The 12,134-nt window shown below is 57.9% G+C and carries 11 protein-coding genes; 2 read left to right on the top strand and 9 right to left on the bottom strand.

The window, feature by feature from the left end; all coding sequences use genetic code 11:
• Positions 1–9 precede the first annotated feature (9 nt).
• A complete protein-coding gene (coxB, locus tag K9U38_RS05665) occupies positions 10–855 on the bottom strand; it encodes a cytochrome c oxidase subunit II (RefSeq protein WP_370631843.1) in 846 nt (281 codons plus the stop codon).
• A gap of 433 nt (positions 856–1,288) precedes the next feature.
• Between coxB and K9U38_RS05660 the strand changes: the two genes are divergently transcribed.
• Positions 1,289–1,756 (top strand): invasion associated locus B family protein, encoded by a 468-nt coding sequence (locus K9U38_RS05660; protein ID WP_224493511.1) that lies wholly within the window; start codon positions 1,289–1,291, stop codon positions 1,754–1,756.
• Positions 1,757–1,838: 82 nt separating this feature from the next.
• Positions 1,839–3,251, top strand: a complete 1,413-nt coding sequence (gene tldD / locus K9U38_RS05655; RefSeq protein ID WP_224493364.1) for a metalloprotease TldD — start codon at positions 1,839–1,841, stop codon at positions 3,249–3,251.
• 9 nt (positions 3,252–3,260) lie between these two features.
• Here the strand turns inward: tldD and K9U38_RS05650 are convergent, their stop codons facing one another.
• The 8 genes from K9U38_RS05650 to ribB all read right to left on the bottom strand — a co-directional run bounded on the left by K9U38_RS05650 (position 3,261) and on the right by ribB (position 12,127).
• Positions 3,261–4,490 carry a class I SAM-dependent RNA methyltransferase gene (locus K9U38_RS05650; RefSeq protein WP_370631831.1) on the bottom strand — a complete coding sequence of 410 codons (1,230 nt, stop codon included), beginning with the start codon at positions 4,488–4,490 and terminating at the stop codon, positions 3,261–3,263.
• Positions 4,490–5,227, bottom strand: a complete 738-nt coding sequence (locus K9U38_RS05645) for a TlyA family RNA methyltransferase (protein WP_224493362.1) — start codon at positions 5,225–5,227, stop codon at positions 4,490–4,492. Before K9U38_RS05645 ends, K9U38_RS05650 begins: the two co-directional genes overlap by 1 nt.
• Before the next feature lie 8 nt (positions 5,228–5,235).
• Complete coding sequence (dxs, locus tag K9U38_RS05640; protein ID WP_370631842.1) at positions 5,236–7,101, bottom strand: 1-deoxy-D-xylulose-5-phosphate synthase; 1,866 nt, start codon at positions 7,099–7,101, stop codon at positions 5,236–5,238.
• Positions 7,102–7,249: 148 nt separating this feature from the next.
• Positions 7,250–8,173 (bottom strand): pirin family protein, encoded by a 924-nt coding sequence (locus K9U38_RS05635; protein ID WP_224493360.1) that lies wholly within the window; start codon positions 8,171–8,173, stop codon positions 7,250–7,252.
• 69 nt (positions 8,174–8,242) lie between these two features.
• On the bottom strand, positions 8,243–8,497 hold the full coding sequence (locus K9U38_RS05630) for an exodeoxyribonuclease VII small subunit (protein WP_106709116.1): 255 nt from the start codon (positions 8,495–8,497) through the stop codon (positions 8,243–8,245).
• Between the two features lie 2 nt (positions 8,498–8,499).
• Positions 8,500–9,426, bottom strand: a complete 927-nt coding sequence (locus K9U38_RS05625; RefSeq protein WP_224493359.1) for a histone deacetylase family protein — start codon at positions 9,424–9,426, stop codon at positions 8,500–8,502.
• Between the two features lie 183 nt (positions 9,427–9,609).
• Positions 9,610–10,893 (bottom strand): cystathionine gamma-synthase family protein, encoded by a 1,284-nt coding sequence (locus K9U38_RS05620; protein ID WP_224493358.1) that lies wholly within the window; start codon positions 10,891–10,893, stop codon positions 9,610–9,612.
• A gap of 130 nt (positions 10,894–11,023) precedes the next feature.
• Complete coding sequence (gene ribB / locus K9U38_RS05615) at positions 11,024–12,127, bottom strand: 3,4-dihydroxy-2-butanone-4-phosphate synthase (protein WP_224493357.1); 1,104 nt, start codon at positions 12,125–12,127, stop codon at positions 11,024–11,026.
• Positions 12,128–12,134: the final 7 nt, after the last annotated feature.

Raw genomic sequence — 12,134 nt, 5'->3', positions numbered from 1 at the left:
ACGTAGGGCTTAGTTGCCAGCTACGTTCACGTTCTTGTCTGTGTCGATTTTCGCAGCCAGCGCCTTGTTGGCACCAGGGAGGTCCTTCCCGGCGGCAGCAAACCACGTATCGTATTGTTCCTGCGATACCACGCGGATCGCGATGGGCATGTAGGCATGGTCCTTGCCGCAGATCTGCGAGCACTGACCGTAGTACAAGCCTTCCTTGTCGGCCTTGAACCAGGTTTCATTGCTGCGTCCGGTGATGGCATCCATCTTGACGCCGAATGCCGGCATCGAGAAGGAGTGGATGACGTCTGCTCCGACAACCAGCAAGCGAACAGTGGTGTTTACCGGCACGACCATTTCGTTATCCACCGCCAGGAGGCGCGGATAGGCCTTGCGATCTTCCTTGCCCAAGGCTGCACGGTCGGCATCCTTCAGCAACACGGAATCAAACGATACCGGCGCATCGCCTACCTGGTACTCATAGCCCCAGTACCACTGATAACCGGTGGCCTTGATGGTCATCTTTGGGTCTTCCGGCGAATATTGAGCTGTCAGCAACTGGAAGGAGGGGATTGCAAGGAAGAGAAGAATAACGACAGGGCCAACTGTCCAGACAATTTCCACAGCCGTGTTGTGGCTGGTCTTGGACGGCACTGGATTGGCACTGGCACGATACCGAATCATGACCCAGGCCAGCAGAAACATTACGAAAAGCGTAATCGGGATAATGAACCACAGTGTGTAGCGTTCAAACCAGATGATCTGCTCCATGATTGCAGAGGCTGCTGGCTGGAACGTCATCTGCCATGGTTCGGGTTGCGCTGCGTAAGCAGTTCCGGCACTCAACAGGCCACTCAGGACACCCATCAGCGTGACAATATTCTTCTTCACCTAGAATTCTCCCGAATGAAGCTTGATTCCATACGTTAAGGCCGGGCGTAGACTTGGCCCGGGTATATGCCGCGTTCAAACCACACATTAGCTTACATCGCAAGGAAGGCGAACGTGATCTCATGCGGCATTTTTGCGCGCAGCTTCTCTCTGATGCACGATAGGTATATACAATCAGCGTGTTTTTTCGCATTCGCGGTGAATTTGCTGCATGAAGCCTGGGTCGGCCCACAATCCGGCCATTTTTGCATTACACCACACGACACTGGGCCGCTGTATGCTGGGGAGTGTGAAAGCGGCATTCTTTTCATCTGCGACGCGGAGGTTTAACGTCTGGATGATTCGTTTTGGAGCCTACATGTCCTCTTTCGCGCTACGTAGCATCGCAATCGGCCTGCTTACCCTGTCGATGGGCACCCTTGCGGGTACGTCAATGGCAGCTCAACAAAGCGGTACGGTGAAATCCACCCATGGCGCTTGGTCCATCCTTTGCGATACGCCTGCCGGCGCAAAATCGGAACAATGTGCGCTGATCCAGAACGTCGTCGCGGCAGATCGGCCAGAAATGGGCCTGTCGGTCGTCGTTCTCAAAACCGCTGACAACAAGGCCAAGATCCTGCGCGTGCTGGCGCCACTCGGTGTGCTCTTGCCAAATGGCCTTGGGCTGAATGTCGACGGAAAGGACATCGGACGGGCCTACTTCGTTCGCTGTTTCGAGGATGGCTGCTATGCTGAAGTCATTCTCGAGGACCAGCTTGTCCAGACCTTCAAGACCGGCAAGGCTGCAACCTTCATTGTCTTCCAGACGCCGGAAGAGGGCATCGGTATTCCCGTCGAATTGAATGGTTTCGGCGAAGGCTTCGACGCCCTCCCCTGAGTTTCAGCGAAATTGCGGTTGTCGTAAGCCCATTGAAGGCCTACATGCGGGTCATTGACCCATTTTGAACGGACCGATTTCCATGAAAAGCCTTATTGACAGTTTTGATGCACCTCGCGAACAAATCCTGGACACCGTCAGGCAAAGCCTCGATGGCGCTGATGATGGCGAGCTCTTCATCGAGTACAGGGAATCGGAAGGGCTGGCCTTTGATAATGGCCGCTTGAAGAATGGCTCATTCAATCAGGATCAGGGATTTGGCCTGCGCGCGGTCGCAGGCGAAGCTGTCGGTTATGCCCATGCCGGCGAGTTGTCCCTTGCAGCCCTCAAGCGTGCCTCCGATGCTGCTTCAGCGGTCAGAAGCGGGCACGGGGGGACTTATACGGCTGCGCCGCCCGGAACGAACCGCAGCCTGTACAGTGACGAGAATCCGCTTGGCTCCCCGACATTTGAAGCGAAGGTAAAACTGCTGCAGGAGATCGATGCCTATCTGCGCGGCAAGGATCCGAAAGTGAGACAGGTATCTGTTTCGCTCGCTGCCTCCTGGCAGCAGGTGGAGATCCTGCGTGCGGACGGACATTTTGTTCGCGATGTCCGGCCGATGGTGCGGCTGAATGTTTCGGTTGTCGTCGGCGATGGCGACCGTCAGGAAAGTGGCACTTTTGGAGCGGGCGGTCGCAAGGGCTTTGGTGAGTTCATCGCTGCTGACAAGTGGCAATATGCGGCCGATGAGGCTTTGCGTCAGGCTTTGGTCAATCTTGAAGCCATTCCTGCACCAGCGGGAACCTTCGATATCGTGCTTTCCAGCGGCTGGCCCGGCGTCATGCTGCACGAAGCGGTCGGGCATGGTCTTGAGGGCGATTTCAACCGTAAGAAGACGTCGGCCTTCGCCGGATTGCTTGGACAACAAGTCGCGTCGAAGGGCGTGACCGTTGTCGATGATGGAACCATCTCCGAGCGTCGCGGTTCACTCACCGTCGATGACGAAGGTATGCCCACCAACAAGACTGTCCTGATCGACGACGGCGTGCTTGTCGGATACATGCAAGACCGCCAGAACGCCCGTCTTATGGGCATGGATCCGACCGGGAACGGCCGACGCGAATCCTATGCGCATGCGCCCATGCCGCGCATGACCAATACTTATATGCTTGGCGGTGACAAAACACCTGAAGAGATCATCGCCTCGGTCAAGAAAGGCATTTACGCCGTTTCCTTCGGCGGGGGCCAGGTTGACATAACGTCCGGCAAGTTCGTCTTCGGCTGCACGGAAGCCTACATGATTGAAAATGGCAAACTCGGCGCGCCGGTCAAGGGTGCGATGCTGATCGGAAACGGGCCGGACGCCATGCAGCGCATTTCGATGATCGGCAATGACCTGCAACTTGATACCGGGATCGGCAATTGCGGCAAAGGCGGTCAATGGGTTCCGGTTGGCGTTGGCCAGCCCCATTTGCGCATGGATCAAATGACCGTGGGTGGAACCGCGGTCTAACCCGCTTCGCTATTTTTTGCTGAGCAAGGCTACCGCTTCAACGTGCGACGACCAAAGAAACTGGTCGATCGGTACGACGCGGTCGATCTTGTACCCCCCTTTCACGAGTATGCTCAGATCGCGGGCAAGGGTCACGGCATTGCATGAGACGGCGGCAACCTTCTGGACCGCTGACTTGGCAATCTCGGTGGCCTGCGCTTCCGCGCCGGCACGGGGTGGGTCGAAGACCAAACCGGTAAATGGAGCCAACTCCCTTGCAAGGAATGGCCGGCGGAACAGATCACGTCGCTCGACCGTAACCGGTTTCAGGCCCTGGACATGGCGCACGCTTCGATCAAGAGCGGTGACGGCAGCCTGATCTCCTTCTACCGCATGGACCGCCGACTTTTCAGCGATACGGAATGCAAAAGTCCCGGAGCCTGAGAAAAGGTCAAGGGTCTTCTTTGCCTTCGCCAGATGTCCCGTTACGAGTGCGCACATGGCAAGTTCGGCATCAACGGTTGCTTGAAGAAAGCCGCCTGCTGGCAGGAAGACCGGCACCTTGCCGAAATGAATGATGGGCTTTCTCGGCTCTACAATGATCTCACCCTCGAAACTCAGGCGCGCGAAGCCCTTTTTGAGGACGACGGCAGTGAGCGCCTGGCGCTTCGCCGCATCTGGTGCAGCACAGCCCGAAACCATGATGTCGAGGCCAGAAGCCGTCGCTGTCACAGTCAATCTGAATGGCTTCATTCCCCCGCCAATTACGGCCACCAGATCGCGCAGATCATCCAGCCGGGAGACGATGTCGGTAACTGTCACTGGACACTCAGAAATATCGATCAGATCGTGACTCGAATGCCTGTTGAACCCAAGCACAGCGCCATGATCGCTGGTGCGCACCGCAAAGACGGCCCGCCGGCGGGTCTGGGGTGCGCATGGAACAAGCGTATCCAGGGAGAACTTGAGCCCTCGCCCGGCCAACGCTTCCTGAACCAGCGAGCGCTTCCAATTCCGATAGGCGTCTTCCTGCCAATGTTGCAGTGCGCATCCACCACACTCCTCAAAATGCCGGCAGGCTGGTGCTATGCGCTCCGGTGAAGGCTCGAGTAACGCCATGAGCGTGCCGCGACTATGGTCCAGCGCGACATTGGCGACCTCGCCCGGCAACGAAAATGGCACATAGGCATGCCCCGCCGAAGTGGAAGCAATGCCATCGCCTCCAGCGCCCATTCTTTCAATCGTTACGCGCGTACTCATCAATCTTTTCGTTTCAATCCGGCCAGAAGAAATTCGCGATTGCCATCACCGCCTTCAATGGGCGAAGGGCAAAACCCCAGGGCGCTCCAGCCCGGCAATCCATCCAGCCAGTTCCTTAGATCATTTGCGACGCGTTCGCCATCCTTGGGATCACGTAAAACACCACCCTTGCCAATGGCTTCGCGCCCCGCCTCGAACTGCGGCTTGACGAGCAAGACGCAGCACGCCCCGGCCTCCGCCAGTTCCAGTGCCGGCGGCAGCGCCAGCTTGAGCGAAATGAAACTGACATCCGACACGACGAGATCGACTGATTTGCCGCCGAGGTGATTGCGCGACAGAGCCCGCGCGTTCAAGGCTTCGATATTGGTCACCCGTCTGTCGCTGCGCAGGCTCCCATGCAACTGATCATGGCCGACATCGATTGCAATGACGTGACTGGCGCCACGTTCCAGCAAAACTTGAGTGAAACCGCCGGTCGATGCGCCGATGTCGAGGGCGGTGCGCCCGCTAACATCGATCGCGAAATGATCGAGGCCGGCAACAAGTTTCAACGCCGCACGGGAGACATAGGCACTCGCCGGATCATCCACCGCGATCGCCGCGTCCGGCGTAACCGTTGCACCCGGCTTGGTAATGACAATGCCACTGACTTGCACCGTCCCACGCACAATGGCATCTCGCGCCCGTGACCGGCTGGCAAAGATTCCCTTATCAACCAGAAGCTGATCGAGGCGCATCGAACCGCTTATGCACGCGCAGGCGAAATGATGTGCTCGCGGCCCAGTGCACCGAACACTGCCTGCACAATCCCGGCACAGTCGAGGCCCGAACGGGCGTACATCGCCTCCGGCTTCGCGTGATCGAGATAAAGATCAGGCAAGGTCAACGTGCGGACACGCAGGCCATTATCAAGCAGGCCGTCGCGACTGAGAAAATGCAGCACATGAGAAGCGAACCCGCCGATTGCCCCCTCCTCGATCGTCACCAGCACTTCATGCTCGCGCGCAAGGCGGCGAACCAATTCCTCATCCAACGGCTTGGCAAATCGTGCGTCAGCGACCGTCGTGGAAAGACCGGCTGCGTCAAGTTCTTCGGCTGCGGTGAGGCACCCCTGCAGGCGCGTGCCGAACGACAGGAGCGCAACCTTGGAGCCTTCGCGAACGATCCGCCCTTTGCCAATCTCCAAAATCCGGCCACGTTCGGGCATGTCGACACCGACGCCGTCACCCCGGGGATAACGGAAGGAGATCGGGCCCTCGTCGTATTCTGCGGCCGTGCGCACCATGTGGCGCAGTTCCGCTTCATCGGACGCGGCCATGACGACAAAGCCAGGCAATGCTGCGAGAAAACCCGTGTCAAACGATCCCGCGTGGGTTGCTCCGTCAGCCCCGACAAGCCCCGCGCGGTCAATTGGAAAGCGAACGGGCAGGTTCTGCAACGAGACGTCGTGCACAACCTGATCGTAGCCACGCTGCAGGAATGTCGAATAGATGGCCGCGAACGGCTTCAGGCCCTCACTGGCGAGGCCGGCCGCAAACGTCACCGCATGCTGCTCCGCAATGCCGACATCAAAGGTGCGACTGGGGAAGGCTTCACCGAACAGATCAAGCCCGGTGCCGCCCGGCATGGCTGCGGTGACCGCGACGATCCTGTCATCATGACGCGCTTCTTCGATCAGGCTCGTTGCAAAGACCTTGGTGTAGCTTGGCGCATTGGCCGGCGGCTTGGCCTGCGCGCCGGTGATGACGTCGAACTTGTTCACCCCATGATACTTGTCGGCGGCCGCTTCGGCCGGCGCATAGCCCTTGCCCTTCTGTGTGACGACGTGGATCAATACGGGGCCATCCATGGTGTCGCGGACATTCTTCAACACCGGCAACAGGTGATCTAGATTGTGTCCGTCGATCGGTCCCACATAATAAAAGCCAAGCTCTTCGAACATGGTGCCGCCGGTCCAGAATCCGCGGGCATATTCTTCCGAAAGGCGCGCCTTTTCCTGCAGAAATTTCGGCAGCTTCTTCGCAAGCTGCTTGGCTGTTTCTCGGAAGGAGCGGTATGCGCGTCCGGAAACAAGGCGGGCAAGATAGGCGCTCATCGCGCCGGTCGGTGGAGCAATCGACATGTCGTTGTCATTGAGGACGACGATCAGCCGTGCGTCGAGCGCTCCGGCATTGTTCATTGCCTCATAGGCCATACCGGCCGACATCGCGCCATCGCCGATGACTGAGATCACATTGCGCTTCGTACCCGAGAGCGCACTGGCCACTGCCATCCCCAGCCCGGCGGAAATCGACGTGGAGGAGTGGGCGGCACCGAAGGGATCAAACTCGCTCTCGCTGCGCTTGGTGAAACCGGAAAGTCCTCCCTCCTGTCGCAGGGTACGGATACGATCCCGTCGTCCGGTCAATATCTTGTGCGGATATGCCTGGTGCCCAACGTCCCAGATGATCCGATCGTGCGGCGTGTTGAAAACGTGATGCAAAGCGACGGTCAACTCAACAACGCCAAGCCCCGCGCCAAGGTGTCCACCTGTCGTCGAAACCGCATCGATCAACTCGGTGCGCAGCTCCTGTGCCAATTGCGGCAAGTCGGATTCGGGCAGCTGGCGCATATCCGCAGGGACATTGACGCGATCAAGCAGCGGTGTCTCAAAATTCTTGGGCAAAGTGCAGGTTCCAGTTCCAAGCTCAATTCTTGCGTGAGGTCCCTAAAGGAAAACCAGGAAACCGGCAAGAACCAGAGGATCGTCGGCTCTCAAGTCAATTTTCAGGCAGGGGGATGAATTCTTCCGCATCACCGGGCACGATATCAAATCGTCCCGAACGCCATTCTTCCTTTGCCTGCTCGATCCTCTCCTTGGACGATGAAACGAAGTTCCACCAGATGTAGCGCTGCGATGGCAGGGCAGCGCCACCGAACAGCATGAAATGAGCACCTTCCGGCGCATGGACGACTACTTCGTCACCCGCACGGAACACCAACAGACGGTCTGCGGGGAATGTTTCGCCAGCGACTGTAACCGGCCCATCCAGCGTGTAGATGGCCCGCTCCTCCGCAACATTGGCTGGTATCTGGATGTGACTGCCTTGCTTTAGCCGGATATCGACATAAAGCGTCTCCGCATGCTGCTGCACCGCAGAGCGCATGCCATGAAAGCTGCCCATGACCACGCGCGCTTCCATGCCGTTGTCATGCAGAATAGGGAGCTGATCGGCACCGGTATTGGCAAAAGCCGGATCGATTTCTTCGAGGTGGTCCGGCAGTGCAAGCCAGGTCTGCAGACCGGACAGTGGCAATGGCTCCGTTCGCAGTTCTTCCGGTGAGCGTTCCGAATGAACGATGCCACGACCCGCAGTCATCAGATTGACGTCGCCTGGCCTGATAACCATTTCAGTTCCGAGACTGTCCCTGTGTCGGATGTTGCCGTCGAACAGATAAGTGACAGTCGAAAGGCCGATATGCGGATGCGGCCGGACATCCAATGCATTGGTCGGACGGAGAATTGCGGGTCCCATGCGGTCAAAGAAAATGAATGGACCAACGAGGCGTCGCTTGGCGCTTGGTAACGCACGGCGCACCTCAAGACCACCAATGTCACTGGTTCGTGGGATTATCAGCGTGTCGATTGAATCGACAGCTGTCGCATCACCCGGGTTCGGGTCTGGGCATGGGTAAAAACTCATGAGTGCTGCTCCGCATTATCGGTGCAACAGCATAGCCCTTCGGTAAAGGTCTGAACAGGTGACTTGGTGTCACTCCGGGTCGAGCGGCTCGGTACCGACAGGTTCGCCGTTCCGGCCAACGCGGATCTTTTCCACCTTGTCCTCTGCGGCACGCAGCAGCGTATCGCAATGCTTCTTCAGGGCCTCGCCGCGTTCATAAATGCGGATTGATTGTTCGAGGGGCACGTCACCGCGTTCCAAATCATCGACAATCTTTTCCAGCTGATCGAGCGCCTGTTCGAAGCTCATGGCGGCAATATCGGAGTTGTTTTGTACGTCAGCCATGCTCAACCTTCCATCATGCGTCGGATATGGGCGCCCGCCGAGAGCGACATCCCCTTGAGGTCGTACCCGCCTTCCAGAAGGCTGACAAGACGGTTTGATGCGAAGCTCCCAGCTCTTTCCATGAGAGCCCCTGTCGCCCAGTCGAAATCATCCTCGTACAGGTTGATCTCGGCAAGCGGGTCGCGATGATGGGCGTCAAACCCGGCGGAGATGATGATCAGTTCCGGTTGAAAGGCATCGATCGCCGGCAGTATGCGCGTTTTGAAAGCCTCGCGGAAATGGTCGCTGCCAGTCATGGGGCTGAGCGGGGCGTTGACGATGTTTCCCGCGCCAGTCTCATCCTTCGCGCCGGTTCCAGGGTAAAGCGGCATCTGATGTGTCGAGCAATAGAGCACCGACGGATCATCCCAGAAGATGTCCTGGGTGCCGTTGCCGTGATGCACGTCCCAGTCAACGATCGCGACGCGGGAAACGCCGTGCGCCCTTTGTGCGTGACGTGCCGCTATTGCTGCGTTGTTGAACAAGCAGAAGCCCATGGCCTTGTCGCGCTCTGCGTGATGACCCGGCGGACGCGAAGCAACGAAGACATTGTCCGCCCTGCCCTCGAAGACATCATCGACTGCGGCGTTTGCCGCACCGATTGCCGTCAAGGCGGCCTCCCAGCTTTTTGGACTGACCGTCGTATCGGCATCAACGCGGGTTAGCCCTACTTCGGGGACCGTATTGCGGACGCGCTCCAGAAACGATTCCGGGTGGGCATACAAAATGGTGGCTTCGTCGCCCAGCGGCGACGTTACGCGATCAAGGGCATCGAAAGCGCCATCCTCAAGCACCTTTTCCAGTGCGCGCAACCTGTCCGGCCGCTCAGGGTGGCCGAGCGGCGTCAGATGCTCAAGATAGATCGGATGCGAATAGAGACGGGTGACCATGGGGCTTTCCTGTTTTGCTATCGGCTGGGAGCAATACCGGGAAAAGTGTGAAACGTTTTCGGTCCGGAATTGCGTCCTTACAATAACTTAGAGCTACCGAAACTCGGGGAGAACACGGAAATGCTCGGTAGTGATAGGCAAGCACACAAATTTGCACCCGGCAATGAAAGCTTTGCAGAACGACTAAGCCGTTGCCAGAGCCTGCGCAAGATCGGCAATCAGATCATCCGGATGCTCAATGCCTATCGACAGCCTTATCGTCGACTGCAGGACGCCGATGCGCTCGCGCACATCCACGGGCACGCCGGAGTGAGTCATGGTCGCCGGATGACTGGCGAGCGATTCCGTGCCGCCAAGACTGACCGCCAGTTTCAATATCTGCAGTGCATTCAGGAACTTGAATGCCGCGGGTTGACCGCCTTGGATGTCAAAGGAAAAGGTCGAACCGGCACCTGTGCACTGCGCCGCAAAGGTTCGGCCAAGTGGCGACGATGCATCGTGGTACGGCAGATAATGAATCTTTTCACACTTCGGATGTTCACGCAGGAAGTTGGCTATCAGCAAGGCATTATTGTTGGCTTTCTCCATGCGAATGGCCAGCGTTTCGAGTGAACGACCGAGCATCCAGCATGAATGCGGATCAAGCTGCGTGCCTATCGCGCCGCGCAATGCCTTGACCTGCTTCATCACCGCCTTCGATCCGAGCGCTGCCCCGGCGATCAAATCGGAGTGACCCCCTACATATTTTGTCAGCGAGTAGAGCGAGATATCAGCCCCGTGCTCTATTGGCCGCTGAAAGACCGGGCCGAGCAAGGTATTGTCGCAAGCAATCACCGGACGATGGCCCTGTTTTTCACCGATCGCTTCGGCAACACGCCGGATCATTGCCACGTCTACAAGACTGTTGGTCGGGTTTGCGGGCGTTTCTATGAGGATAACGGAAACACGGCCCTTCTGCATTGCCTCTTCGGCAGCGGCCCGAACCGTATCTTCATTCACGCCATCGGCAAATCCAACGGCGGCCACGCCCATGTTGAGAAACGTCCGGGCGAGCAGGGTTTCGGTACCGCCATACAATGGCTGCGAATGCAGGATTGCATCTCCCGGTCGAACGAAAGCGAGCAAGGTGGTGGCAATGGCCGACATGCCAGAGGAAAACAGTGCACAGCTTTCAGTGCGTTCGTAGACCGCCAGACGGTCTTCGACGATCTCGCTGTTGGGGTGATTGAAGCGCGAATAAACCAGTCCTGCACCGGTACCAGCCGGCGGTTCACGCCGCCCGGAGACGAAGTCGAAGAAATCGCGGCCCTCTTCAGCCGACTTGAACACGAAGGTAGAGGTCAGGAAAACCGGTGGCTTGACCGCGCCCTCGGACAATTCCGGATCGTATCCGTAATTGAGCATCAGCGTCTCGGGATGCAGTTCGTGATTGCCGATGTGTGTCTTGGAAGGGTGGGGAGCAGTCATGGCAGTCTCCTCGCTGGTATGAAGCTTCAACCAGCGAGATTATAGCAAACACTGCGACCAATCCTTGCTATTTCGAAGATAAAACCGACGGAAAATGATACCCCCGGCGACCAATTGCTAGCAGCAACGACTAGATTATGTCGGTCCTCGTAATCTGAATGCCGAAACCTTCGAGGCCGACATAGTGCCGCTCGCGCGACGACAAAAGTCTGATCGAGGTAATACCGAGATCTTTCAGAATCTGTGCACCGAGGCCAATCTGCCGCCACTCTTCCTCTCGTACACGCGCTTCTGCATGGGCTTCGCGATCCTGCAGGTTCGTGCGATTGCGGTCGTCGTCGCGGCCGACACCGACAGACCCCTCGCGCAGATAGACGATCACGCCGCGCTTTTCCTCGGCGAGACGCTTCATGATGCTGTCGAGCGGGTTGCGCGCTCCGAAAACATCACTCAGCACATCCTCGCGCTGCAGACGCACCGGGACATCCTCGCCATCGCGGATATCGCCATAAACGATCGCAATGTGGTGCATTGGCTCCCAAGGCAAAGCATAGGTGATCGCCTTGGCGTTACCGGCACAGGTATCAATCGCATATTCTCCGATGCGCTCGATCAATGTTTCCTTGCGCTGGCGGTAAGCGATCAGATCAGCAACTGTGACCTGATGCAGCTTGTGCGTTTCGGCAAAACTGGCGACCTGCGGGCCTCGCATGACTGAGCCGTCATCATTGACCAGTTCGCAGATCACACCGACGGGCGGAAGACCGGCCAGCTTGCAGAGATCGACGGCCGCCTCCGTATGGCCCGATCGCATCAAGACGCCGCCCTCGCGAGCCACAAGCGGGAATATATGTCCTGGCCGCACGAAATCAGACGAACCTGCGTTGGGATTGGCGAGGTTGCGAACCGTAAGCGTACGGTCGTCGGCGGAAATGCCGGTCGTTGTACCGTGCTTGTAATCGACGGTAACGGTGAATGCGGTGGAATGTGGCGCGTCGTTGTCAGCTACCATGGGCGCGAGATTGAGGCGGCGGGCGTGATCGCGGGGCATCGGCGTACATACGATGCCAGACGTGTGGCGTACGATGAAAGCCATTTTTTCCGGCGTGCAGTGCACCGCGGCGACGATCAGGTCGCCCTCGTTTTCGCGTCCGTCATCATCCATGACTACGACGATCTCGCCACGCTCGAAGGCACGCAGGGCATCAACAACCCGTTTCTGATTATAAGCCATAATTAAA

The sequence above is a fragment of the Phyllobacterium lublinensis genome, from assembly GCF_020164435.1.
GTDB lineage: Bacteria > Pseudomonadota > Alphaproteobacteria > Rhizobiales > Rhizobiaceae > Phyllobacterium > Phyllobacterium lublinensis.
This window is presented reverse-complemented; position numbering and strand designations above follow the sequence as displayed.

Excerpts from the sequence above, each read along its gene's own strand:
- K9U38_RS05635 (WP_224493360.1), bottom strand. The coding sequence starts at position 8,173 with ATGAGTTTTTACCCATGCCCAGACCCGAACCCGGGTGATGCGACAGCT.
- K9U38_RS05660 (WP_224493511.1), top strand. The coding sequence starts at position 1,289 with ATGGGCACCCTTGCGGGTACGTCAATGGCAGCTCAACAAAGCGGTACG.
- K9U38_RS05650 (WP_370631831.1), bottom strand. The coding sequence starts at position 4,490 with ATGAGTACGCGCGTAACGATTGAAAGAATGGGCGCTGGAGGCGATGGC.
- K9U38_RS05645 (WP_224493362.1), bottom strand. The coding sequence starts at position 5,227 with ATGCGCCTCGATCAGCTTCTGGTTGATAAGGGAATCTTTGCCAGCCGG.
- tldD (WP_224493364.1), top strand. The coding sequence starts at position 1,839 with ATGAAAAGCCTTATTGACAGTTTTGATGCACCTCGCGAACAAATCCTG.
- K9U38_RS05630 (WP_106709116.1), bottom strand. The coding sequence starts at position 8,497 with ATGGCTGACGTACAAAACAACTCCGATATTGCCGCCATGAGCTTCGAA.
- ribB (WP_224493357.1), bottom strand. The coding sequence starts at position 12,127 with ATGGCTTATAATCAGAAACGGGTTGTTGATGCCCTGCGTGCCTTCGAG.
- dxs (WP_370631842.1), bottom strand. The coding sequence starts at position 7,101 with ATGCGCCAGCTGCCCGAATCCGACTTGCCGCAATTGGCACAGGAGCTG.
- coxB (WP_370631843.1), bottom strand. The coding sequence starts at position 855 with ATGGGTGTCCTGAGTGGCCTGTTGAGTGCCGGAACTGCTTACGCAGCG.
- K9U38_RS05625 (WP_224493359.1), bottom strand. The coding sequence starts at position 9,426 with ATGGTCACCCGTCTCTATTCGCATCCGATCTATCTTGAGCATCTGACG.
- K9U38_RS05620 (WP_224493358.1), bottom strand. The coding sequence starts at position 10,893 with ATGACTGCTCCCCACCCTTCCAAGACACACATCGGCAATCACGAACTG.